This is a genomic window from Candidatus Nitrosocosmicus sp. FF01 (assembly GCF_047711275.1).
Classification (GTDB): Archaea; Thermoproteota; Nitrososphaeria; order Nitrososphaerales; family Nitrososphaeraceae; genus Nitrosocosmicus.
On sequence record NZ_JBLNIG010000002.1, the window covers coordinates 185,993 to 208,798 of the forward strand.

The window sequence follows — 22,806 nt, forward strand, 5'->3', positions numbered from 1 at the left end:
ATATTAAATTTAATCAATGAATAGAATATAGATTATGGCTGCAGAATCGGTTTTTATTCATATCATAATATCACTTTCCATTCTTCTTTTTACAGCTAAAATATTTGCAGAGATATTTCAGAGGATAAAACAACCAGTTGTTTTAGGTGAATTATTGGCTGGAATCATAGTAGGACCTTATGCATTGGGAGGTCTGCCACTATTTGACGGTCAACCTTTGGTCGTTTTAGATGAAACAGTCAAACACATTGGAGAATTAGCAGCTATCATAATCTTGTTTATTGCAGGGCTAGAAATTACACCTAGAGAATTTCTAAGAGGTGGCGCAGCATCATTTACAGTTGGTGCGTTAGGAGTAATTGTGCCATTCTTTGTAGGCTTTATTGTTCTTTCAATATATGGACTGGGCACGTTTGAAATACTGCTTATAGCCACTGCATTAACAGCAACAAGCATAGCAATTTCCATTCAAGTCTTGACTGAATTAGGTAAAATGCAATCAAAGGAGGCTCGACTCATACTTGGTGCAGCAATAGTAGACGACATCCTCGCTATAGCCATATTATCTGTAGTTGTTACAATGGTTCAATCCGGTGACAGTATACCCCAGATAGCAGATATTGCTTTCCTAATTCTAAAAATCCTTGGTTTATTTGCAGTTTTACTAATTGGTGCTGTCCTCATAGTACCAAGGATATTGCATAGAGAAAAACTATGGAGATCAAAAGGCAGTATAGAAGGAATTACCACAGCTATATTTTTTGGTATCGCAGGGGTTGCGGCTTACGCTGGCTTATCTCCGATAGTTGGAGCATTTGCTGCTGGAATGGCTGTTGCTAGTACGAAGCTAATCAAACAAGTTGAAGAATATGCGCATAAGTTACAGTTTATTTTTGCACCTTTGTTTTTTGCGATTATAGGAGCTCAAGTTGATCTTCGAGGTATTAATTTAGAGGTATTGATCATTGCAGGAATAATTATAGCGATAGCCATTCTTACAAAACTTGTAGGATGTGGATTACCATCCATGTTATTTCTTAAGGATAAAACAAAATCAATGAGAGTAGGAATAGGAATGGTATCCAGAGGTGAAGTTGGATTGATTGTTGCTGGCGTAGGAGTTACTTCTGGCGTTTTATCTACTGATGTCTATACCTCCATAATCTTAATGGTAGCTGTTACAACTATAATTACACCAATTTGGCTAAAGAAAGTATATAAAAAAGAATTAATACAAAATTAAAAGTTGTTACCGTCAGATCATATTTATTAAAGGAAACGTATTGTCGATACTATTCATCACAATGTCCTAATTGGTAAAATATGAAGTAATTTCCCAAAAGCAATGAACAATACATTATTCTATCACATTGGAGTCATCACAGATATCGTGTAATTCATAGTCATTCCTCCACTCGTCATCGAGCCGTTCTTAGGTGGCACTAATGAAAAAGTCATTATTCCATCCGTGCCGTTATTTGAATCTTGCAAATATATATTTGCTATCTGTCGCACTATTGGTTTAGCGATCATAAAATGTACGACATCCTTTGTTTTATTATTCCTATCAACCATCAGTACATTTGTAACGTCTTTGCCATTAGTAAATCCCTGATAACCACCTTCCGCAGACAGTGGACTAGGTTTTGGGATTTCCACTTCCTGATGAATAAACACAGTGTTTTTAGGATCGGCTATTCGTTGTGCATCATAAGAAAACGGCATCGTAAAGTTTATCGAATTAGGTTGTTGATCGTAGGTTATATTCCCTATTTCATCGTAAGATGACAGACATGTCTGGATAATGAATTTGGTTATGAGTATAATATGTATAATAATGGTCCTTATTCTCCAGAACTTGCTAATCATTATTATGAAAAAATTAATGTTAATACGATGTCTGTAGATGTAAAGGCTGGAAATTGACATTTTTACGATTTTTGCAAACAAATTTTTGACATTATTTGGTGACAAAGAACCTCAATGGTTGGAAGTGGCTTCAACAAAAATTGACAGTGTTAATCATTTTAACGATGAATAAGAAACTTTGAATAAGGTTTATGCAATCAAATCAGATCATAGCAAAAGATTCATTGATGATGTTTGGAATGATTTAAAAGACAAAAGTCTAATTCAGTATGAATCAGGTCTAAAATTGAATAATCTCTTACCAGGATTCTAAAATTTATTTTTTATAGTCATTTGGAACCATTATTCTTCTAAACTTTCCAATTCCTTTTTGTATTTTCTTTGTTGTGGTAACATTAAGTATACACAGGCTCCTCCACACATTGTACAAGGAACATTATTGCCCTCGTGTTGACCAGTATTTCGATAATGAATCTCTCTTGCATTCTCAGGGTCTATGGATAAAGAAAGTTGTTTTTCCCAGTTTAATGTTCTTCTTGCTTCTGTCATCTCTGTATCCCACTTTATCGCTTTTTCTCTAATTTTTACCAAGTCGCCTGCATGAGCAGCAATTCTGTAAGCAATGAGTCCTTCTTTTACTTCAGTTCCATTTGGAAGTCCCAAGTGCTCGGAAGGTGTCAAATAACATAGTAGATCAACGCCTTCAGAGGCAGATATAGCAGCTCCAATCGCGCTAGCTATGTGATCATACCCTGAAGCTATGTCAGTAACCAATGGCCCTAATACATAGTACGGAACGTTTCCAATTAAAGATTTAGCTAATCGTACATTTGCTGCCACTTCGTTTAAAGGTACATGTCCAGGTCCTTCAACCATTACCTGTACATCATTTTCATATGCAGTCTTGGCCAGCCTAGAAACATTTATCATTTCTGCAACTTGTAATTCATCGTGTGAATCAAGTATTGAGCCAGGTCTTAATGCATCACCAAGACTAAAAGTAACATCATATTTTTTGGCTATTTCACAAAGATAATCAAAATGTTCGTAATATGGATTTTCTTTATTGTACTTTAGCATCCATGCTGCAGTAATCGTACCACCCTTTGATACAATACCTGCGTGTCTTTTGACATTCATAATTCTCTTTGCTAGGTCTAGTGTTATTCCAGAATGTATGGTTGTATAATCGACTCCATCTTTTGCATGTTTTTCAAATGCGTTGAGAAAATCATCTTCAGTGATGCTTAATGGATTCTTATACTTCTCAACACCATAAGCATATGCCTGGTATATTGGAACTGAACCAAAAGTCAAAGAGCTTGCAGCTTCTAGCAATTGTTCTCTTATCAAATCAAGATTGCCACCGTCAGAAAGATCCATAATGGTATTTGCGCCATACCTCATAGCTATTTTGGCTTTTGAGATTTCTTCACCAATATTTTGATATAATGTAGAAGTTCCAATATTTACATTAACCTTCGTTCTTAGACTTTTTCCAATACCTGTTGGTTTGATATGCTGTTTTCTTGTAATATTTTTTGGAATTATAATAGAACCATTTGCTATATGCCTTAAAATAAAATTAATATCAACTTCTTCATCTTTTGCCACCTGTTTCATTTCTTCAGTTGCGATTCCTCTTTTTGCTGAATTAAGTTGAGTACACACTTGTTAATGCTAATTGCATAACTATTAAATGATTTGATAATTTTGGTTCAATATCAAATTACAAGCATGGGCTAAATTACAATTAGGACATGACAATGACAACCAATAGAAGAAATATGTCCCAAAAAGTCAAGATGTCTCTGATATGAAGATAGAAATTCAAACCCATGACTACCTGACATGTGAAACAAATCCCATCCCCTCCATTATAATTATTTGAGAAAGTGAATGTTTAGTTTATATGAACGCTAATTCATAAATATCAACCCTTTTTACTAGTAATGTTCAAATCCCTTGACCTCATAATCAAAAAGCCATAAAGAAGATTCCCTGTTTTTATGACCAGGGTTCGAGTGCCAACTCAGGATTCCTCACTATCAAAATTATGCCTAGAAATCACTAAAATCAATTTGCAAAAAATTGACAGTTAATTTAACATAGTATCATATCACTTAACCGATGCTCTGATACGAAATGCCGACTACATATGCTACTCAATTAATATGATGTTTTTGTCATATGAATTTCCATACAGACGGATGTCAAATCCAGATGTTTGCTAATCTATTATGAATCTTGTCTTGAATGATCCATTACTCAAATACGTTAAAAATCGTATAGAACTACACTATATCTACATGATTAGTAACTTGCAAATCTAATTATCTTTAGTTGAATATCAATTTATCAGTTAAATGGCATTAAATCAAGTAATATATTGAATTAAATTTGAATCTTAATTCATTTTCGTTTAGAAAGATCATGAATATACGAGAGATACAGTCTAAGAAATTTGACATATGTTCCAAGACACTAACATTGACTGTAACAGTTCTTGCTATGGGATTGTTGTTTTCCATTTCTACTGCTATGGAAAAAGGAGTATTGATAACAGACTATAATGTATACGCGCAATCTGAACAAGAACAAGCACAAAGAGGTGTTGATGATAATTCATCTTACCCCGTAATAATCAAATTAGATTCTGTATCTTTTGCACCACTTACAGATTCTGAGATTAATCAGCTAAAAGTTGACATAACCTACCAAACTAATGATCCTAAATTAGTAAATACTATTATGGCCGGCGTTATGAAGGTATACACGACTGAGGGAACTCTAGTAAAAACCTCGAGCATTCCTAGTGGTTATGTACTAGGGCAAGCAGGTCCAATGCAATTTGCAACATCCTTTGAAGATCAAAGTATTAAAGATGTTAAAGCTGAAATTGTGATGACTGATACCAGTCATACAGAAAAGATATCAAACACCCTTGATGTCGAAACTACCTTAACAAAGTGAAAATCTACACTTTGGAAGAGATATCTGAATATTAAGAATTAATAAAAATCTTCAGTTCCTCTTTTATTTTTCCATCAAATTGAAGACCGGTTAGTAATGGCTCCGATTCATTGAAAATACCTGTGTATTCATTAGAAATGAAATAGAAAGCTCAATTTCTTTTTCTCATATTCGTTTAACATCATGAATTAGAATTCTAAAATTAGTGTAATATAAAGCGGGTATAGATAGTATATGAAATCTAGACCTATCATTGAATCTATCAATTCTTAATATATTCATAAATCGACTAAACCGAAACCTTTTAGGTGAATAGACCCCATATTTTGTATCGAATGTCTATTGATCCACGGGAATGGGAGAAACGCTCTGAAAGTGGTGAATTATGTGGTATGCTTGGCTGTAATAATCCTCCTACGATTCAATGTGCTCAATGTAAAACTCATTACTGTGATGAGCATAAAGTTATTCACAGACATCAACTCGAATAATATGTCTGGTCATATAACCTGGTTCATGTACTTCCATCACCTATGATCCAATTTCTTTTTAAATGAATGCTAATATGTCTTTCATGGTAAAGATCTGTATTTTAGCTCGACCGTGTACAAATATAATATCTACTAAATAAGCAATCGTGAGAAATGATTGAATATTCAGAAGTAACTGTGGCATTATCATGGACTGTCTTGATACTATTGTCCTTAGGTATTTTATTTAGGAAAAGGATACTCGGATTATTTAGCAAAAAAGAATCCTTTTGACTTTTGTCAAATTTAAATCTGACTAGCGTGTACTATTATTCTTAGGACTAATATTAAGTTCAGAAAAATTAGTAACACTCATTTTCTTGAATTGCTAACCTTGAATTATTTCATTTCTTACAAATCTAGTCACTGATTTTTTAGAATACTTGTTTTGTTCATTGCATTATATTATTTTCTATGGTATTGCCCATAGAATCATCGCTATATTCTATTCCTTCTGTCGCATTAATCAAAGTATTGTTGTAAACTTTATTTTCAACAGAGTTATGATACAAGTAAATTCCTTGACTTTCACAATTACTTACCGTATTGCCATAAACCTCATTATTGTGTGATTGAGATAGGAATATGCACTTTACCTCATCGTGAACGTTATTATTTCTGGCTACTAGAATCATACATGTTTCTACTAAACATTATTCCCGAGCCTGCGCTATTGTATACTTCATTATCTTCGATAGTAATGTTGTAACAATCCAAAGAACATATTATACCCATGGCTCCATGGTCATGGACGGTGTTGTTTCTTATTATCATATCATGAGTAGCCGTATGTGGGTCAAATCCATACATAAAGTTGTGATGCACATGGTTATCTTCCAAAACCATGTTGTCTACACCAACCGAGTAAAACCCAAAGCGATTATGGTGTATTTCATTATTCTTTACTATACTAGTACCATTACTTCCATAGTAGCTTAAACCAGAGCAACCACCACCGCATTCATAGCCTAAATAAGCGAGTTCTGAATTTGTAATATTTGCAGTACCTGTAGTTTCGTCATCTATTTTGATATATGGTCTTGGTACAGCATCAATGCCAGTATGTTCATGTTCTCTATCTGGTAATATGTCAAATTCAAATTTTATATAATCATTGTTTTCAGGATCCCATGAAGAAACTTTTACAGAATCTATAATTAAATTACCCAAAACAGTAATAGAGTTAACATTATCTCTATCACCATCTCCATTCTTATCTCCTGCCAGTATTTTTAACCAACTCGTATCCTTCGAGTCAATTACCAATGTAGCACCTTTCTCAACTACTATGCGAGAATCTAAAATCCATATACCATTATCCTCTTTTTCTAAAATTTCTGGATTTTGTAAGGTGTTGTATATATCAGAAATGTTGACGTCTTGACTACATGAAATCGAAATTGTATTCCTATCACTGTCGGTACTATAACTAATACAACTATTTTCATCAATCTCTTGAGCAAGTATCCAATTATTTGATATGCTCATTACAACCACCGCTAAAGCCATTATCAGTAAATAATGACAAGGTAGCCTGGGATTGACGCCAACCAATAAACTTCCTGTCAAAAAAATAATTATATGAATTACTTGTAAATTAACTAGAATAATTCATTAATTTAATATTTAATATATAAATTACTTAAATGAAGTAATTTTTTACTTTATGAAAACTAGTCTGCATCCAATCCTTAAATCTGTTCAAGTCGACTATCGCAACATAGTTCTACTTTACCGCTTTTTTTTGCTGTCACTGTAAAGAAGAATAATGACTTAAACAACTTTTTATGTAACTATTTTCTAATATTTATACCAGATAATTCAAAAATCACAGGATAATAGGTATTGCCTACACGTTTTTCTTATTATCCTGTATTGATAATTCAAATTTTAGAATATTGATACAAATTGTTTCGGTATTCTTAACTCATTATCTTATATACAGTTGGGTAACCAGATTATCTATTGGACCATTTGTATACGTGTGTGAAGAATACATGACTGTATTTATCAGAATATTAATTAAAAGAAATTGTCTCTAAAATTATTTAAAACAAAAATATAAACATCTCTAACACAGATCGAATATCACACTGCTTTGCCTGCAGAATAGATAGTGATGCTTACTTACTGGTTTGATACAATCTTATTTATTCTAAAAAACATAAAAAAGGATTATTGTTGTGCTAATGCGTTATTACCTGTGTTTACCTGATTTTGGAAGTTAAAGTTATTGCCTGAACCAAATGTGTTTCCACCCGAAACTACTTGACTGTTTTGACTTGATGATTGTGATTGACCTATGCCTTGTGAAGCCTTATTACTTCCACCATTTCCGTTTTGTGCCAATGCATTGTTTCCACTGTTTTGTTGGTTCTGTATGTTTATGTTATTACATGAAGCGCTAGTGCTTCCGCCTGAAACACATTGACTGTTTTGACTTGATGATTGTGATTGACCTATGCCTTGTGAAGCTTTGTTTCCACCTCCACCGTTGTTTTTATTGTCATCATTATCATGTTTTTTGAAATACTTTTTACACCAGTTCTTGCTATGATCTTCTCTGCAATCACTCCAGTTTTTGTATTTCTGTTTTGCACTAACTGTATCAATGCTTGATATGGCTGGTCCTAAGATCATTGCAGTTGAAAACAAAGCTACTACTACTAATAATACTGATTTTGTTTTGGTATTATTTCTATTTAACATTTCTGTGTTATTTTGTATAGCAATAGTTTATGATATAATGATTTTTTAAAATTTTTACCATATTTAGTTATAGTTGATAATTTTAGTATAGTTTAATAGAATGCTTATAAATGACCTTCCATTTTCGAGGATAAACCTTATTATGGACTCATTGAATTTTAATTTGTTGTTGCTATCATCCTGTATCAAAAAAACTATTTTAAAATTAAAGGAAGATATTGCAATCAATGTAGACTCCATTTAGAAAAACAAGTAGAAGAATCAGAGGTTATATCAATAGTTGAGATAAACTATATTACAAATATTATGATGGTAGAATATGATTTAGGTTTAACGTCCAGCTTAGACATACATAAGGAGATTGAAAATTCTAAATGCAGGTTCGTTACACTGACATTTGCCTTCTAAGTCAAGTCAGATACTTTTGAGCTTTTTCGTTTGGTATAGATAGTCTTCTTTACCTGGGTTATATTTCAAGATAGATTTTAAAATACGATTTAAAAGAAAGTTGAATCCAGTGTTGCCATCCTGGTTTGATTAATAAATAAAAATCAGACAATGAGTTTATTCAACTATAACTTCTCCTACCATTGAAGGATGGTAAAAACAATAGTATGGATATTCGCCAGCATCATCGAATCTGATGCTATAATAGTGGTTTGGTATTATAGCTTTAGAATCAAACACCTCTCCTGCATCATCATCATTATCTAGTCCTGAAGTCACAGAATGAGAAATAGTATCACCATTATACCATGTTATAGTTTGACCTCTTTCAATGGTGATGGGGTTTGGAGAGTAGGATTTATCACCATATAAACCTAAAATGACCGCTGGAACAGAATTTCCATTTTGTGCTGCACTTTGATCATTTTCGTCTTCGGACTGTTCGGTTTGAAAGCCTTCTTCTGTACCAGTACCGCTATTAGCAAGATTGGTAGAACCACTTGTTGTATTAGCAGCAGTAGTAGCAGAGGAAGAGGGTACAATTCTAAATAAAGATCCGGTATAGCTTAACACATACATATATCCATCTAGACCTACTTCAATATCGGTTATACCGCCAAAACCTTGACCAAAAACAAATGGTTGATTTTCTTTTGGATCATTAACTTCTCTATCTAAAAGTAGAGATGTATTTCCTGTACAGTCCATTATCAAAAGATATATCGTCACGAGCTTCATTAAGCATGAATCGATATAGCAGTCCATTATTTATATCGCCTACAAACATATTATTTTGATATTGAGTTCCCAATTTATCCGAATTCAAGAACTTTAATGCGGTAATGCCAATTGGAGTAACCCAGGATAATTTAGGTTCAGCGTAACTTCCTTGTCCAAAATAAACAAGGTTATCAGGAGTTACTTCGTTTTCCAAAAGGTCATTCTTTGATAATCCTTGAATCAACGACCAGCCGCTGTTAAAGCCCGGAAAAACCAGATTGATTTCATCACCTGTATCAGGTCCGTTCTCGGTATCCCATAAGTTCCCTGTTACGGGGTCAAAATCCATGCCAAAACTGTTTCGAATACCCATTGCATAATACAAATCAAGTGGCGATTCATCACCAAATATTGCGTCGCCAGGTACAATTTGACCATCTTGAGTTATCCTCAATACTCCTCCCAACCCATTTGGTTCTGGACCATCTTCTATATTCTGTGCCTGAGTTCTATGTCCACCTACTTCTCCTACTATATAGTAAACGTTATTATCTGGACCAATACGGATCTTACCTCCATTATGTTCACCTCGATCATTTTCTGGAGTTGCAGTTAAATCTAATAACAATACAGGATTGGTCAGCTGACCGTTTACAAACTCATAGCGGTATAGCCTGTTTCCTTCTGGGTCTACATTATCTTCAACATCACTTCCATCTTCATCATTTCCGGATTCAGTATAAGAAAGGAAAATGAATGTTTTTCCATCGATTTGTTGTTTTGCTATGGCAATACCTAGTAGACCTCGTTCTATGCTATTAGCTACTGGTACATCAAGGACTGGCTCTGGTTGTATCTGACCATTTACAATTCTTACTACCTTTCCTGTTTCTTTTTCGGTAACTAAAAGATCATTTGGTCCCAAAAAAGCCATACTGGTGGGTATATCTAATCCATCAGTTATTTTTTCGACTACGAGGTTATCATCCTTTACGGTTGGACCGGCAGGAGCTAAGGGGGCTTTTATGTATGCACTATATGATATATTGATTATAGAATAATTAGAACACAATAATAATAACATGCAAAAAGCAGACAAAACAAATAACTTAATAAAATTTTTTTTTACCAATGATATTCGATTGTTTTTTGATATTTTATAGCTTCTCCAGAAATTTACTAGTAGAAACGATATTGTTTAAGAACTGAATAGATTTGATAGAAATAGTAGTCATTATTTGATAAAAAAGATGCGAATTAATTTGATCTATAAAATTTGGTCCATAGATAATAATGATCTTTACAAGTTCAAAAAGTTATATCAATGCATTTTGAATCTAATATCTCTTATGAATTGTCATCATGAATTTGTTTATTAGAATAATTTTACAGTTCTTCATTTAGAATAAATCTAACAGAGATATGCTTCTAAACCAAAATATGATTAATTTCAATTATACATTTCGATTATAATGAGTAAGATAACAAAAAACTATAAAGTCGGAATATTTGCAATGTTTATTGCAGCAGCACTCATAGGTTCAGTAGTAGCCTTTGGCGACAACTATGCATATGCAGGTGGAAAGAAGAAACACAACGATGCAGAACAAGAAATCGAACAAGAACAGTCAAACGAGCAGAACGCACAATGTGTATCTGGTGAATTCACAATAGCTGGATGTAACAATGTTGGCTTGTTATTCCAAAATAACGAAGGCAATTTAGCATTAGGTCAACAATAACTTCCATTTTTTTTGACATAATCATATTTAATTTATTTAGTAATTAGTTGTACCAAACAGGATCTTCCCTACAGTATTTTCTATAATGAATACTTTGCAGGCTTTCAACATTCATTATTCCACCTATATGGGAAAATATTGATTTATGATATAATAGCTTGATATCTGAATAGAGAAAACTTACGAACAAGCAATTCTTATTTTAACTTCCTCATATCTAAAAAACCATAGGATAAATATCCAAAAATCCGGACGTATTAACTCTAATTATCCTGTTTCAATATTTAACACCGACTTCTTATGGTATTAAGAAGTAAATCATTGAATTAATATATCAGTTCTACGAATAGTATCTATTAAACAAATTATGAACATGAAATTGAAAGATTTTATGTGCTTTTTACATGAAAATAAATTAGTTGATTTACATAGCGTTCCTCGAAAGGATGAAACTGGAAGTATTAACCGCTTAAAGCTGCAAAAATATATATACTTGGCTCAAACCTGCTTGAATAACGATTTTGGTTATGAATTCAGCATCTACAACAACGGTCCATATTCGCCAGAATTAGCAAATTACTATTACGAAAAACTGGATACTAGCGGAATAGACGATGATATAATAAAGAAAAATTGGAAATTAGATAGCGGTTTCACGAAGAGGTTCTTGGATTTTTTTAAAGACAAGGAATTAGATTGGCTGGTAATAGCTTCTACTTTAATAGATAGTAAAAGCTATTTTGAGGAAGAACAAGAAATTTTAAGTAAAGTTTATGCAATGAAGTCTGACTATGGTAAAGACTACATCAATGAAGTGTGGAATGAGTTAAAAAACAAAAGTTTGGTGGAGTGCGAATCCGGTCTGAAATTGAATAACTTTCTATCAGTATTCTAGAAATAATATTTGTATATCTAATAAGTCGTTCAAAATAAGGAAATCAATGTTCTTTTTCTGACTTTATTTATCTAAAGCAATCTTCAAGATGATTTTTTATTCTATCGTCTAGCTAGAGTAAATTTTGCAATATGGTTTCCTACCATTTCTTTGTTTACGTACTTTTTTTTGACTTGGTAATTAGAGATAAAATTATATCGTCAGCTCAAAGAAAGGCGGTTCTTAGGATTAAATTTGATCATTTATTTAATGATATCAACCTTGTAGACTACATTCACAAAAATAATCTGCATTTATTGAATTCCATATCCGTTTCTACACTGCAAATCTAGATACTGGGTACAAGCACTAGATATACAAAAACAATTATGCTCAAAAAGACAATTATCGCAGTCGTAAAATAAATTGTCTTTTGATTTGGCGAATAAGTTTGCGTCTTTATTGATTTGTGAGTACTGAGATAGTTCTTTAAAGCAAACAATATCAATACAATCGCTAAAGATACAGTACCGATACCGATCCAATTAGAAATTTGATCGATTGAGGAAGGGGTTTGGTATGGATTTAATTCAGACGATTCTAATGAATAACCGAAAATTATAATTCGAAATTCAGTCAAAAATAAGCTAAATTTGGATATTATGAATCCAAGTCCTATCATTGCAATACTGGTTCTTACCCACGACAGAAATGTCCTTTCGTTTGCAAGATACTGCTGTGAGCGATCAGTTTTTTGTCTATCATCGTTATCATCGACCATGTTTTTTACATACTCTGGAAACTATTATAGTACAACATAGAGAATTCTTGCTGTTATGTCCATACTCCAATACCGAGTGCTAGAAGTTTTTTATTCTGATATGAAGAACACTTGGCTTCAATGTAATCAATTAGGTTGGTAATTCTTCACCGACTGAAAAGGATTATTATCTCTGAAACTTTTTTATAGAAGAATGTAAGTATAAAATTATTCAAACCCAAACTCATTCACTAGAATCATCGTCAGTCTATAGAAAAGAGTTTTTCCGAATTAATGGAAGATATTGCGATAGGTGTAAGATAGAGTTAGAAGAAGTCTTGGAAAAATTAGATGGTATTAAAAAAGTTGAGATAAACTATATTACCAATATTGTGATGCTTCAATATGATCCAAGATTAATATCAAGAATCAATCTTGCTAAAATATTGGACCTACAGTGTAAATTCATAAAGGTCAAAAGTAAGAATCCTATACTGGAACTATAATTAGTAGATAATATAGTTAAGAACCCGATATAACATTTCTTTCACAAGTGGATCGGACTCCAATCTAAACCGACCCAATCAAGATTTGTAACGTACATATTTTACCTCTTTTCCTCAAAAAATTCGAGTTGATACAAACTTCTATCAACATTTACTATGCTTGCAATATCATTCATATGTATTATCATCCTTGGGTCATTAAGCATATTTTCAATCGCTTCTTTATTTTTCCACTCTACAAAACCTACTACTCGAGTTCCGTCCAAACTCGTGTAAATAATTGAAGAAATAAAACCATCATGTTTAACCATTATTTGTTGGGTTGCATCGTTAAGCATGTTAACTACTCTTTGCTGTTTAGAAATATCTTCAACAATGAAGGTGTTTATAGATGAAATGGTGTTTCTTTCCTTTTTCGTCATGGATGTTATTGATTATCAAAATAGCTTATAAGATAAATCTACTCAATGCTAATTATTGGATATAGATTGATTTTTTTATTATCGGGTTAGATCATTATCAAATTAAATGAAACCCACAAGTTGAGCATAGGAGTTCGAGTCCCACCTCAAATGATCTGTCTTTGTATTTTTTAATAACCAAGTTCTTACTCTTTTGAGAAAAAAGATACTATAAAATATAACAGAATCATATTCATCAACTCTAATATTTAATAGTCATCTTATTGTATGTACTTCAAATATTGTCTATGTGAAGGAACGAGTTGAATCTGGTGAGATCAGATTCTACATGTTACCATAGTAGATCAATATTTGTTATTCATTCAAACCTTTTTTCTGTATATCAATGCAATCACTGACGTACCCACAAAAGTAGCCGTCCAGTATAGCCATAGATCACTCCATACTCCAGATAGTAATGCTGGAGCCAATGAACGAGCCGGATTCATAGAAGCTCCAGATATAAATGCTAGAAACAAAATGTCTAATCCAACAATACCTCCAATCACTATTCCTCCAAATCCTTTCAAACCTTTTGTATAAACGACAGTCAGTATTACTGCCATCAAAAGGGCTGAAGCTAAAACTTCTATTCCAAATATTAACGGTAAAGGATATGAATAATTAGGCGCATTAGCTCCAAGATTTGCTTCATTACCTATTACAATACTTACAAAAAGACTGGCAAGGAAAGCACCACCGATCTCAGCTAAAAAGTACAAACCTAATAGCCTTTTTGTGATGTGCTTTGTTATCAAAAACCCCACAGATACAGCAGGGTTAAAATGAGCCATAGAGATTTTTCCAAAAAGATATACACCTATTGCAACACCCGCAAATGGTGCGAATGCAACGAATGGTAGACCTAATATGCCGTTCAGTTTTGTATCAATAACTACTGAACCAGTAGCTAAAACCACAACGATGAACGTTCCTATTAATTCAACAATAAATCTTTTTTGGTTTGAACTCAGCTTGTCTGCTACTGACTCAAATGTTGATTCCTTTGACATAATCATTTGCTAGTTACTTGGGTATCACTTTAACCGAAATAAACAGAGGCATATTAAGTTGGAATCTTATTATCTTGGACAGATTCAATTATTTCCAATACTCTTTTTTCAATTTCGTCTCTTACTTGTCTCACTTTCTCTATTGGTTTGTCTTTTGGGTCTTCTATCCCCCAATCTATAACTTTGGGTACAAACAATGCAGGACAGAATTTATCGTCCATACAGCCCATATTGATTATAGCTGTTGCATTTCGCATCATGTCCTCTGTCAAGTCTTTAGGTTTTTGTTTGCCAATATCTATTCCAATTTCTTTCATCACCTCTACTGCAACAGGATTGATTTGAGAAGTAGGAACTGTCCCCGCACTAATAGGTTCGTAGCCTTTTGGACCATACTTTTTAAAGAAACCTTCAGCCATCTGACTTCTTCCAGCATTTTGAACACATACAAAAAGGACAGTTTTTTTTGTATTTTCATGATCTCGTTTACCAAATGAAAATTTCATCTAAATCTCTCCTTTCCCTCGCTAGTATTTTTACTCTTTAACTGCCTTGATAGAAATACTAGTGATTTGCCTTTTTTCTTGACCTATCTTGTCATTATCTAGTTCCATATACAGTTTCTCGTCAAGTATCTCAGTATTGGTAAAACCTGCTTTTTTAATACTGTCGAGGTAATTAGCTTTTGTTAATGCACCGTCTATACAACTACACCAGTTTTCCGCATTGATAGAGTCTGCATCTATTTCTTTAGAGGTAACCAAATCTGAAATGATCATCATTCCTTTTCCTTCTGGTTTAAGGATCCGGTAAATTTCTCTGAAGGTTTTTTCCTTGTTAGTTGTCAGATTAATAACACAGTTACTAATTACTAGATCAGCAGAATTATCTTCAACTGGTATTCTTTGCTCAATATCACCATGTCTAAATTCGACATTTGTATACCCATATTTATCAGCGTTTTCTCTTGCTTTTTTGAGCATATTTTCTGTCATATCAATTCCAATGACTCTTACCACTTTCTTTCACTAAATTGGCTGCAAGAAATACATCTATACCTGCTCCAGAACCTAAGTCGACCACGGTATCACCTTCTCCTATATCTGCAAATCTAATAGGATTTCCACAACCTACTCCCAGCACAGAGGATTCAGGAATAAGCTTCAATTTGTCAGAATCGTATCCAACAGCTTTTGATGATTCAAGCGGAGTTAAGAGAATTTCAGATGGATGTGCCGCAGCAATCACTAGAGGGCATACAACATGAATTAGAATTACCATCTAAAGCAATTTTTCCATATTGATCCATTATTTTTTCTTTTAAATGTGACGGTTTATCCATAGATATAGGTTTACTAGAAAAACTATTTAAGTTGGTAAGAGAAGTACAGTAAACTAAGTGAAATTAGAGAAACTATAGGAAAAATGCATAAAATAAAAGGATTTTCGTATCTACTCATTTGGTTCTTATAGAAAGTTCATTTTCTCATATTCAATTTTTAATTGCCTTTACAGTAATGCTTGTTATATTCCTGGTCTTCTTTTCACTATCCTCAACTACGTTACCTGGTCTTTCTTCTAAGATCTCGACGTTTGTAAAACCTGCTTTTTTAATACTGTCGAGGTAGTTAGCTTTTGTTAATGCACCGTCAACACAGCCACACCAATTATCCTCGTTGACTAATACCTTTTCTACTTCTCTAGAGGTCACTACATCTGAGATTATCAATCTTCCTACTCCATTTGGCTTTAAAATCCTGTGTATTTCTTTGAATGTGTTGACCTTATCTTCTGTCAAGTTGATAACACAATTACTGATAACTACATCAACTGAATTATCCTCTACTGGAATTTTTTCCTCGATATCACCCTTTCTAAATTCTGCGTTCTGGTACCCGTGAATTTTGGCGTTCCTTCGTGCCTTTTCCAGCATAGCATCTGTTATATCAATTCCAATGACCCTTCCCTCGTTCTTGACAATATTTGCAGCTATAAATACGTCAATACCTGCTCCTGAACCCAAATCTACAACCACATCCCCTTCCTTGAGATGAGCAAAGGTGGATGGATTACCACAGCCCAAACCTAGGATAGATGATTGTGGAACGGAATTCAAATCATTTTGATCGTATCCAATTGTTTTAGATGATTCTATGGGAGATATCAATGCCTCGGTGCTACCGCAACAACCTGATGAGGTGGTAGAACAGCATGATAGTGAACCATCATCTGCAGATGCTATTTTTCCATATTGTTCTATTATCTTGTTTTTTATGTTTGATTGTTTACTCATTACCTTTAGTTTACAAGGTAAACTATATAAATTAGTAAGAGTAAAAGAGGAAAGTAAGTGAAATCTCAGAAACCAGATGAAAATGGACATAGTAAAGCAATACCAAAACCATCTAAGCTACCAATACTTGAGGATGATAATGATTCTTGCGATTTCTATGGTTATAATGTGGAGAGTTTAATGAAGGAAACAGCTGAACTGAGAAATATAATTACTAAAAGAGGAACGCTAGAAATATTAATACCTTTGTGCTGTACTACCGATCCTGTTAGATATATCACATTTAGAAAATCAATGAAAGGTTTCAGTAGTAAAACTCTTACAATACGTTTAAAGGAGTTAGAGAAAAATGGTATTCTAAACAGACAATCCTTTAATGAAATTCCTCCTAGAGTAGAATACCATCTTACCCCAAAAGGTCAAGAACTTGTTGGATCTATTATCAATCTGCTTCAATGGATGAGGAAATGGTCAGAGAAGAAATAATTCCGATTCCTAAATTGATTGAAATCAAAAGGGATAAGCAAAACTATAATTCATATCATGTCGATTTAGTAGTGACAATATCAATTATTATTTGACCCCACAATAGAAATTTGACTCAAGTTTTTATGTTACTAGCAGCACCCCCCCCCCACATTACATACCACCATTCTCGAATTATAACACATTTCTATTAACTGATAATATTGATCAAAATTTATTCTTATTAGAATTAATGAATCCGTAGAACTGGGTCGTTGATATTTAGTAATTCGTGATAAATAACAGATAATGATATCTTTTAAAAATTATATTCCAAATCCCCAACATTTAATCACAAATTCTGTACCCTTTTTCATTCTTTTGATAAACAATAATTTCCAGTCTCTTGAATCAATATCTGCAGGTTCCAATTTCCCTAATGACTATTGCTTTCCTCTTTTACTCTTACTAATTTATATAGTTTACCTTGTAAACTAAAGGTAATGAGTAAACAAATAATTGAGAAATTGGACGTAAATACCAAAAGTACAAAAACAGGAACTGCAAATACGAATGTATGGGAATTAGGAGATTACCGAAGCATATCAACCATGCTACCTCAAATCTCCTTTCATTTAGTAAACCTGCTAAGAATCCAACCTGGAGAATCTGTACTTGATGTGGCATGTGGAAATGGTAACACTGCAATTACTGCTCGAAGAAGAGGTGCAAATGTAACTGGAGTTGATTTTACATTAGAACTTTTAGAAATCGCAAAAGAGGAAGAAAGAATTGCTGGAATTAGTGGAATAAACTGGAAGAAGGCGGATGCACATGACTTACCCTTTGAGGACGAGTCTTTCGATGTAGTTCTATCAACCTTTGGACACATGTTTGCAACTCAACCCGATATCGCCGCAAAGGAGCTGATAAGGGTTACAAAAAAGGGAGGCAAAATTGGATTGGCTACTTGGCCACCCGAACTTGCGATTGGATCTATATTTAGGGTAAATTCTAAACATTTGCCTCAAAAACCAGACTCTCCTCCCTCGCCAATTCTATGGGGAAATACAGATATAATACAACAGCGTCTACATGACCTGTCGGAAATTTATTTTGATCGAGGAACCACGGTATTTCCAATACTTAGTCCAAATCACTTTTGGGAGTTTATGAGCACAAAATATGGACCACTAATTAAGGTGTTGGAGATATTGAAAGATAGTGAAAACCAACCTGAATTGTTAAGAGCTGATTTTCTAAAAGCAATAGATCCATATGTAGTTGAGAACGGTTTAAGACTTGGTTATCTGTTAACTGTAGGAAAAAAGTAGTAAATCACAATGGTGTATACAATGAAAGAGCCACTAAAATTTTCGATAATAGTTGTAGTATCATTAGTAATTGTAATGCTGTTATTTAGTTCTACTTTATCATATGTATTTGCAGCAAATCCCTCTTCAGGATTCAAAAGTTCTGCTAACTGTAGCTTCTCAAAAACCACCTATAATCTCAAGACGTGTTGTTGGAGAGAATCAAATGGATCAAGTCTTGGAGAATCCTATTGTCAAAGTTGCACGATGGGTGGGTCAGATTTGGGAACCATAGTAACATGTGGACAACCAGAACTTCAGTTTCGCTCCGGTCAACATTGGGGGATAGGCGTTATCTCCCCAAGTGATGATAAGGGTGTTTTGGCAAAGACAGAAAATTCTAATCAAGCAGAAGAAGATATCAATCAGGTCGATTCCGAGGATAATATCAATATTGAAGAACAACCGCAGGAGGAAGAACAGACTGCTCAGAAAGAAAATTCTAATGTTGTCGGAAGATGGGGTATACGTTAATAATCTTATCTATTTCTTTTTTTTGACAATATAACTAGGTCAGCTTTTTTTGATAGTTCAATGTTATTATTTTTTTAAGATATTCGTTATTATGGATGGTACTCTTTTTCTAATGACAGTTTTTAGCGATGACCTTAAATAAGTTGGAATAAAATCTATGCTTTGTGTAATATTAATTTGATGACTATCCTTCAATATATTGATAAGAATCAACAAAAGTTATTTTAAAAGATTATTGAAACATGGAGATATAATGCTAAAATAACAGGTCATCCATCAATGATACCTTCTGTATTAAAATATATCACACGTCTAAAGGCATAAAACATGAACGTATATAAACATTTTTTAGTGGTTAAATATATAGGATGAATTCAAAATCGATTGGAAAGATACTGACAGCGGTTGATTACTCAAAAAAATCACTTGAAGCCGCAGAGTTTGCTCTCCTGATAGCCAAAAACATGAATTCATCGCTAATAATCGTTAATGTATTGCAAACAGAGCCATGGTTATATGGCAAACATGCTTATGAATGGGGATCGGAGGACGAACTCGACAAAGCATATCATAAAGAAAAAGAAAGAATTGAACAGGTATTGAACAATATAAAAAATAATGCAGAAAAAATCTCTGTTACCACAAGGACTGAAATCCTAATGAACGCACAAACAAATAGTATTGCTTCTACTATTGTAGAGTTTGCAGAGAATGAAAAAGTTGACCTAATTGTAGTTGGAACAAGAGGAGCGTCAGGGGTGAAAAGAATGCTGCTTGGTAGTGTTGCAAGTGGAGTTGTGACTTATGCTCATTGTCCAGTTTTAGTAGTAAAATAAGAATAATCTGATTTTGATCTATTGATAGATATAAAGAATGACAAAAAAAGACGATAGTCGAATCATAGCTCTTTTGTCTCTGAATAGACTTCCTTTGGTGGATTAAAACCCAGTATACAAGAGAAAGTTCTAAATCACATATATAAAATTCATAATTTATGCTTTGAGATTAATATGAAGATAGTATCATTAGTTTTGCTGAGGGAATAGATAAAATATAAAATTCTTCTCACAAAGCCTAAATACTTTTAGTACCCAGCATGATATTAGATGAGTTTAGAGTCAATCAGCATCATGGATATTTTGAATAAAGATGTTAAAACCGCAGAACAGAATCAGAATATTTTTGAAGTATCCAAGATTATGTTTGATAATGACATAGGATCGATTGTTATTGTTGATAGTAATGCAAGTAAAAATCCAGTCGGAATAATTACTGAAAAAGATATAATCAGAATTCTAAGTTCAACACAGTTAGTTAATTTGCAGGTTCCTATCAAAGAACTCATGAGTTGTCCTATCATTACGTTATCATCACAGTCATCAATTTTGGATGCAATGAAACTGATGTATGAAAGAAAAATAAGGAGAATTATTATACTCGAGGGAAACAGCTTTGTAGGTATTATTACAGAACACGATTTATTCAATACTTTAATGAAGAATAAGGATTTGATTACCATGGTAGCAGACAGCAATCTTCCAATTCCACAAAAGGATATGTACCAAGACTTTGCACATCATTGGTTTAGCAACTCATTTTTTAAATAGTTTTTATCATTATCATTAGTTGTACCTTTGGAAAGAATCAACGATCTTTCAAAATTGATACATTGGCGTATGGTAGTAGTGCATAATTATACTTTAATAGTTGATATTTTTACCATAGAAAAGATAGAAATTTGGAAGAAGAACCCAGATAAAAGAAAATGAATGAGAAATTTATTACATGCATACAGAATTCTGGCAAGTAAAACAATAACATAATAAATCTAACTTACTGCTAGTTGGTAATTATTTATAATGTCAATCTAAAAATGATACTCGAAGATTACGAATTTATCAAAGTAGGTAGGTAAAATGAATACAGTTAATTAGATAATCAGGTCCAGAGAATATCGTATTAGCACACATAGTTCTTCAGTCAATATTAATTAGATAAATAAACCACCAATTACACTAACAATTTTTAGGTTCCTATAAGTTATTACCAAAAGTAAAGTTAAAGATAATAACTTCCCCATACTCGCAAAACAAAATATTACTCAAAGTTAAATAGAAATCATCCGAAATACCTTTTTGATGGGAAACAATTTAAAAATTAATGGGAATTGAGATCGTTGAGTATTACGGGGATGGACAACGTCAAAGAAAAGTTATGGAAGATAAGAATACATCTATACATTATGTTCAACTTGGAACGTATAGCCTAGGACATCACGACCTTACTTGGGAGTTGGATTTCATTGATGAGAAAATAAAAGTCACCCTGAAACTTTATAGTACATCTTTACAAACAAAAATTCTAGATAGAAATAATGCATCTGCAGTTTTTAAGAGCGCTTGGGGTTATGGTCAATTAGACATTGAATTACGAGCATCATTTGATAATAAAGAACTTGTAATAAACGGAAGTATCTACCAAGGCAAAGGCTTTGGCCCTGAAAAACACATCAAGTATGACAATGTGATCGTAATGAGTTGGTAAAATCTACTTATTTTGGCATAGCATACTCTTTAGAAGAACTTGAATTTACTTGATATTAATAGATTAAGTGGAACCCTCATCTATAGCCAAAGGTTCGAATCCTCCCGGTTTTCAAAACATACCAGTCGTGTCTTTATCTACCAAAGTATAAACCCGTGAATGCAAGAAGCGGGTTCAAACCCATTCCATCCAATAGACCCAATAGTTTACTTGATGACTTCACGATTATACGGTATGGATTCGAGTCCCACCTCAAATGATCTGTCTTTGTATTTTTTAATAACCAAGTTCTTACTCTTTTGAGAAAAAAGATACTATAAAATATAACATAATCATATTCATCAACTCTAATATTTAATAGTCATCTTATTGTATGTACTTCAAATATTGTCTATGTGAAGGAACGAGTTGAATCTGGTGAGATCAGATTCTACATGTTACCATAGTAGATCAATATTTGTTATTCATTCAAACCTTTTTTCTGTATATCAATGCAATCACTGACGACCCACAAAATTTTTAGATTAGTATTTTTCTTTTAGGTAGTTGTATTGCTATCTCTTATTCTTCCTTGTTGGAAGCATCTGTTTTCAATTCAAATGCCTGTGCTATTAACTAAAAATTCAAAGAAATTCGATAAGATTATTTAGGAATATGAAAATAAATGAAAAAGAAATCAAAAATTAGAGTATTAAGAGATAATCAAAATGATGATAGTTATACTTTCGTAATAGATCTAAAGCAGTCTATTAATCGGAATCTAAAAGCAAAGCAAACCATCAAGGAAACAGAAGAAAGTAATACCGCGGTGACAGATGAAGACGATTTGAATCAAATATACAAGAAGAAAAAGGTATTAATTAAGGAGGACGTTAGAAAGGCTTCTAAAGGTCTGAAATTCAATAATCCTTCACAAAGAAATCATTCCTCTATATATGAATAATTGCCAATCTATCTGAAAAAGTCACATATAGAGAAATCATTTTAGGATATAGTCAGATGGTATAAGCTTTAACCACAAAGTGAATCGATTTTGATTACCCACTAAATTTT

Annotated in this window: 27 protein-coding genes; 13 read left to right on the forward strand and 14 right to left on the reverse strand. The window is 33.0% G+C overall.

Going from position 1 to position 22,806, the window contains the following annotated elements:
• The first annotated feature begins 34 nt into the window (after positions 1-34).
• Positions 35-1,243 (forward strand): cation:proton antiporter, encoded by a 1,209-nt coding sequence (locus ACMT7R_RS06430; RefSeq protein ID WP_415310795.1) that lies wholly within the window; start codon positions 35-37, stop codon positions 1,241-1,243.
• 122 nt (positions 1,244-1,365) lie between these two features.
• Here the strand turns inward: ACMT7R_RS06430 and ACMT7R_RS06435 are convergent, their stop codons facing one another.
• Positions 1,366-1,869, reverse strand: coding sequence for a hypothetical protein (locus tag ACMT7R_RS06435; protein WP_415310796.1), 504 nt, complete (start codon positions 1,867-1,869; stop codon positions 1,366-1,368).
• A 342-nt stretch (positions 1,870-2,211) separates the two neighbouring features.
• The gene (gene thiC, locus ACMT7R_RS06440; RefSeq protein WP_415310797.1) at positions 2,212-3,540 is read right to left on the reverse strand and encodes a phosphomethylpyrimidine synthase ThiC; all 1,329 of its coding nucleotides are present in this window, start codon (positions 3,538-3,540) and stop codon (positions 2,212-2,214) included.
• A gap of 762 nt (positions 3,541-4,302) precedes the next feature.
• On the opposite strand from thiC, the gene ACMT7R_RS06445 reads away from it, so the two are divergent.
• Together ACMT7R_RS06445 and ACMT7R_RS06450 are read left to right on the forward strand one after the other, a co-directional pair.
• The gene (locus ACMT7R_RS06445) at positions 4,303-4,842 is read left to right on the forward strand and encodes a hypothetical protein (protein WP_415310798.1); all 540 of its coding nucleotides are present in this window, start codon (positions 4,303-4,305) and stop codon (positions 4,840-4,842) included.
• 308 nt (positions 4,843-5,150) lie between these two features.
• On the forward strand, positions 5,151-5,333 hold the full coding sequence (locus ACMT7R_RS06450) for a hypothetical protein (RefSeq protein WP_415310799.1): 183 nt from the start codon (positions 5,151-5,153) through the stop codon (positions 5,331-5,333).
• A 431-nt stretch (positions 5,334-5,764) separates the two neighbouring features.
• On the opposite strand, the gene ACMT7R_RS06455 is transcribed toward ACMT7R_RS06450, so the two are convergent.
• From ACMT7R_RS06455 to ACMT7R_RS06475, 5 genes are all read right to left on the reverse strand, one after another.
• Positions 5,765-6,007, reverse strand: a complete 243-nt coding sequence (locus ACMT7R_RS06455; protein ID WP_415310800.1) for a right-handed parallel beta-helix repeat-containing protein — start codon at positions 6,005-6,007, stop codon at positions 5,765-5,767.
• Positions 5,985-6,860: a right-handed parallel beta-helix repeat-containing protein gene (locus tag ACMT7R_RS06460; protein WP_415310801.1), complete on the reverse strand. Its 876-nt coding sequence runs from the start codon at positions 6,858-6,860 to the stop codon at positions 5,985-5,987. The genes ACMT7R_RS06455 and ACMT7R_RS06460 overlap by 23 nt, the downstream gene beginning before the upstream one ends.
• Before the next feature lie 687 nt (positions 6,861-7,547).
• Positions 7,548-8,081: a hypothetical protein gene (locus tag ACMT7R_RS06465; RefSeq protein ID WP_415310802.1), complete on the reverse strand. Its 534-nt coding sequence runs from the start codon at positions 8,079-8,081 to the stop codon at positions 7,548-7,550.
• A 564-nt stretch (positions 8,082-8,645) separates the two neighbouring features.
• Complete coding sequence (locus ACMT7R_RS06470; protein ID WP_415310803.1) at positions 8,646-9,236, reverse strand: plastocyanin/azurin family copper-binding protein; 591 nt, start codon at positions 9,234-9,236, stop codon at positions 8,646-8,648.
• Positions 9,199-10,332 carry a PQQ-dependent sugar dehydrogenase gene (locus ACMT7R_RS06475; protein ID WP_415310804.1) on the reverse strand — a complete coding sequence of 378 codons (1,134 nt, stop codon included), beginning with the start codon at positions 10,330-10,332 and terminating at the stop codon, positions 9,199-9,201. Before ACMT7R_RS06475 ends, ACMT7R_RS06470 begins: the two co-directional genes overlap by 38 nt.
• A 388-nt stretch (positions 10,333-10,720) precedes the next feature.
• Here ACMT7R_RS06475 and ACMT7R_RS06480 point away from each other — a divergent pair, with 388 nt between their 5' ends.
• Positions 10,721-10,990, forward strand: coding sequence for a hypothetical protein (locus tag ACMT7R_RS06480; RefSeq protein ID WP_415310805.1), 270 nt, complete (start codon positions 10,721-10,723; stop codon positions 10,988-10,990).
• Positions 10,991-11,357: 367 nt separating this feature from the next.
• Positions 11,358-11,885, forward strand: coding sequence for a hypothetical protein (locus ACMT7R_RS06485; RefSeq protein ID WP_415310806.1), 528 nt, complete (start codon positions 11,358-11,360; stop codon positions 11,883-11,885).
• Positions 11,886-12,213: 328 nt separating this feature from the next.
• Here ACMT7R_RS06485 and ACMT7R_RS06490 read toward each other — a convergent pair whose 3' ends face one another.
• Complete coding sequence (locus tag ACMT7R_RS06490; protein ID WP_415310807.1) at positions 12,214-12,645, reverse strand: YidH family protein; 432 nt, start codon at positions 12,643-12,645, stop codon at positions 12,214-12,216.
• A gap of 269 nt (positions 12,646-12,914) precedes the next feature.
• On the opposite strand from ACMT7R_RS06490, the gene ACMT7R_RS06495 reads away from it, so the two are divergent.
• Positions 12,915-13,130, forward strand: coding sequence for a heavy-metal-associated domain-containing protein (locus ACMT7R_RS06495; protein ID WP_415311647.1), 216 nt, complete (start codon positions 12,915-12,917; stop codon positions 13,128-13,130).
• A gap of 101 nt (positions 13,131-13,231) precedes the next feature.
• Here ACMT7R_RS06495 and ACMT7R_RS06500 read toward each other — a convergent pair whose 3' ends face one another.
• From ACMT7R_RS06500 to arsM, 6 genes are all read right to left on the reverse strand, one after another.
• Positions 13,232-13,552 carry a hypothetical protein gene (locus tag ACMT7R_RS06500; RefSeq protein ID WP_415310808.1) on the reverse strand — a complete coding sequence of 107 codons (321 nt, stop codon included), beginning with the start codon at positions 13,550-13,552 and terminating at the stop codon, positions 13,232-13,234.
• A gap of 362 nt (positions 13,553-13,914) precedes the next feature.
• Positions 13,915-14,604 carry an MIP/aquaporin family protein gene (locus ACMT7R_RS06505; RefSeq protein WP_415310809.1) on the reverse strand — a complete coding sequence of 230 codons (690 nt, stop codon included), beginning with the start codon at positions 14,602-14,604 and terminating at the stop codon, positions 13,915-13,917.
• A 53-nt stretch (positions 14,605-14,657) separates the two neighbouring features.
• Complete coding sequence (locus ACMT7R_RS06510) at positions 14,658-15,110, reverse strand: arsenate reductase ArsC (protein WP_415310810.1); 453 nt, start codon at positions 15,108-15,110, stop codon at positions 14,658-14,660.
• Between the two features lie 30 nt (positions 15,111-15,140).
• Positions 15,141-15,623 (reverse strand): methyltransferase domain-containing protein, encoded by a 483-nt coding sequence (locus ACMT7R_RS06515; RefSeq protein WP_415310811.1) that lies wholly within the window; start codon positions 15,621-15,623, stop codon positions 15,141-15,143.
• Positions 15,601-15,885, reverse strand: coding sequence for a hypothetical protein (locus tag ACMT7R_RS06520; protein ID WP_415310812.1), 285 nt, complete (start codon positions 15,883-15,885; stop codon positions 15,601-15,603). The genes ACMT7R_RS06515 and ACMT7R_RS06520 overlap by 23 nt, the downstream gene beginning before the upstream one ends.
• Before the next feature lie 211 nt (positions 15,886-16,096).
• On the reverse strand, positions 16,097-16,897 hold the full coding sequence (gene arsM, locus ACMT7R_RS06525) for an arsenite methyltransferase (RefSeq protein ID WP_415310813.1): 801 nt from the start codon (positions 16,895-16,897) through the stop codon (positions 16,097-16,099).
• A gap of 57 nt (positions 16,898-16,954) precedes the next feature.
• Between arsM and ACMT7R_RS06530 the strand changes: the two genes are divergently transcribed.
• From ACMT7R_RS06530 to ACMT7R_RS06560, 7 genes are all read left to right on the forward strand, one after another.
• Positions 16,955-17,383, forward strand: a complete 429-nt coding sequence (locus tag ACMT7R_RS06530) for a winged helix-turn-helix transcriptional regulator (protein WP_415310814.1) — start codon at positions 16,955-16,957, stop codon at positions 17,381-17,383.
• A gap of 482 nt (positions 17,384-17,865) precedes the next feature.
• Positions 17,866-18,696 carry a class I SAM-dependent methyltransferase gene (locus ACMT7R_RS06535; protein WP_415310815.1) on the forward strand — a complete coding sequence of 277 codons (831 nt, stop codon included), beginning with the start codon at positions 17,866-17,868 and terminating at the stop codon, positions 18,694-18,696.
• A gap of 21 nt (positions 18,697-18,717) precedes the next feature.
• Positions 18,718-19,209, forward strand: a complete 492-nt coding sequence (locus ACMT7R_RS06540; protein WP_415310816.1) for a hypothetical protein — start codon at positions 18,718-18,720, stop codon at positions 19,207-19,209.
• Positions 19,210-19,577: 368 nt separating this feature from the next.
• Complete coding sequence (locus tag ACMT7R_RS06545; RefSeq protein ID WP_415310817.1) at positions 19,578-20,045, forward strand: universal stress protein; 468 nt, start codon at positions 19,578-19,580, stop codon at positions 20,043-20,045.
• A 270-nt stretch (positions 20,046-20,315) separates the two neighbouring features.
• Positions 20,316-20,816, forward strand: a complete 501-nt coding sequence (locus tag ACMT7R_RS06550) for a cyclic nucleotide-binding/CBS domain-containing protein (protein ID WP_415310818.1) — start codon at positions 20,316-20,318, stop codon at positions 20,814-20,816.
• Positions 20,817-21,369: 553 nt separating this feature from the next.
• The gene (locus ACMT7R_RS06555; RefSeq protein WP_415310819.1) at positions 21,370-21,753 is read left to right on the forward strand and encodes a hypothetical protein; all 384 of its coding nucleotides are present in this window, start codon (positions 21,370-21,372) and stop codon (positions 21,751-21,753) included.
• Positions 21,754-22,417: 664 nt separating this feature from the next.
• The gene (locus ACMT7R_RS06560; RefSeq protein WP_415310820.1) at positions 22,418-22,696 is read left to right on the forward strand and encodes a hypothetical protein; all 279 of its coding nucleotides are present in this window, start codon (positions 22,418-22,420) and stop codon (positions 22,694-22,696) included.
• Positions 22,697-22,806: the final 110 nt, after the last annotated feature.

Excerpts from the sequence above, each read along its gene's own strand:
- ACMT7R_RS06430 (WP_415310795.1), top strand. The coding sequence starts at position 35 with ATGGCTGCAGAATCGGTTTTTATTCATATCATAATATCACTTTCCATT.
- ACMT7R_RS06435 (WP_415310796.1), bottom strand. The coding sequence starts at position 1,869 with ATGATTAGCAAGTTCTGGAGAATAAGGACCATTATTATACATATTATA.
- ACMT7R_RS06445 (WP_415310798.1), top strand. The coding sequence starts at position 4,303 with ATGAATATACGAGAGATACAGTCTAAGAAATTTGACATATGTTCCAAG.
- ACMT7R_RS06455 (WP_415310800.1), bottom strand. The coding sequence starts at position 6,007 with ATGATTCTAGTAGCCAGAAATAATAACGTTCACGATGAGGTAAAGTGC.
- ACMT7R_RS06460 (WP_415310801.1), bottom strand. The coding sequence starts at position 6,860 with ATGAGCATATCAAATAATTGGATACTTGCTCAAGAGATTGATGAAAAT.
- ACMT7R_RS06465 (WP_415310802.1), bottom strand. The coding sequence starts at position 8,081 with ATGTTAAATAGAAATAATACCAAAACAAAATCAGTATTATTAGTAGTA.
- ACMT7R_RS06470 (WP_415310803.1), bottom strand. The coding sequence starts at position 9,236 with ATGGACTGTACAGGAAATACATCTCTACTTTTAGATAGAGAAGTTAAT.
- ACMT7R_RS06475 (WP_415310804.1), bottom strand. The coding sequence starts at position 10,332 with ATGTTATTATTATTGTGTTCTAATTATTCTATAATCAATATATCATAT.
- ACMT7R_RS06480 (WP_415310805.1), top strand. The coding sequence starts at position 10,721 with ATGAGTAAGATAACAAAAAACTATAAAGTCGGAATATTTGCAATGTTT.
- ACMT7R_RS06485 (WP_415310806.1), top strand. The coding sequence starts at position 11,358 with ATGAACATGAAATTGAAAGATTTTATGTGCTTTTTACATGAAAATAAA.
- ACMT7R_RS06490 (WP_415310807.1), bottom strand. The coding sequence starts at position 12,645 with ATGGTCGATGATAACGATGATAGACAAAAAACTGATCGCTCACAGCAG.
- ACMT7R_RS06500 (WP_415310808.1), bottom strand. The coding sequence starts at position 13,552 with ATGACGAAAAAGGAAAGAAACACCATTTCATCTATAAACACCTTCATT.
- ACMT7R_RS06505 (WP_415310809.1), bottom strand. The coding sequence starts at position 14,604 with ATGTCAAAGGAATCAACATTTGAGTCAGTAGCAGACAAGCTGAGTTCA.
- ACMT7R_RS06510 (WP_415310810.1), bottom strand. The coding sequence starts at position 15,110 with ATGAAATTTTCATTTGGTAAACGAGATCATGAAAATACAAAAAAAACT.
- ACMT7R_RS06520 (WP_415310812.1), bottom strand. The coding sequence starts at position 15,885 with ATGGTAATTCTAATTCATGTTGTATGCCCTCTAGTGATTGCTGCGGCA.
- arsM (WP_415310813.1), bottom strand. The coding sequence starts at position 16,897 with ATGAGTAAACAATCAAACATAAAAAACAAGATAATAGAACAATATGGA.
- ACMT7R_RS06535 (WP_415310815.1), top strand. The coding sequence starts at position 17,866 with ATGAGTAAACAAATAATTGAGAAATTGGACGTAAATACCAAAAGTACA.
- ACMT7R_RS06540 (WP_415310816.1), top strand. The coding sequence starts at position 18,718 with ATGAAAGAGCCACTAAAATTTTCGATAATAGTTGTAGTATCATTAGTA.
- ACMT7R_RS06545 (WP_415310817.1), top strand. The coding sequence starts at position 19,578 with ATGAATTCAAAATCGATTGGAAAGATACTGACAGCGGTTGATTACTCA.
- ACMT7R_RS06550 (WP_415310818.1), top strand. The coding sequence starts at position 20,316 with ATGAGTTTAGAGTCAATCAGCATCATGGATATTTTGAATAAAGATGTT.
- ACMT7R_RS06555 (WP_415310819.1), top strand. The coding sequence starts at position 21,370 with ATGGGAATTGAGATCGTTGAGTATTACGGGGATGGACAACGTCAAAGA.
- ACMT7R_RS06560 (WP_415310820.1), top strand. The coding sequence starts at position 22,418 with ATGAAAAAGAAATCAAAAATTAGAGTATTAAGAGATAATCAAAATGAT.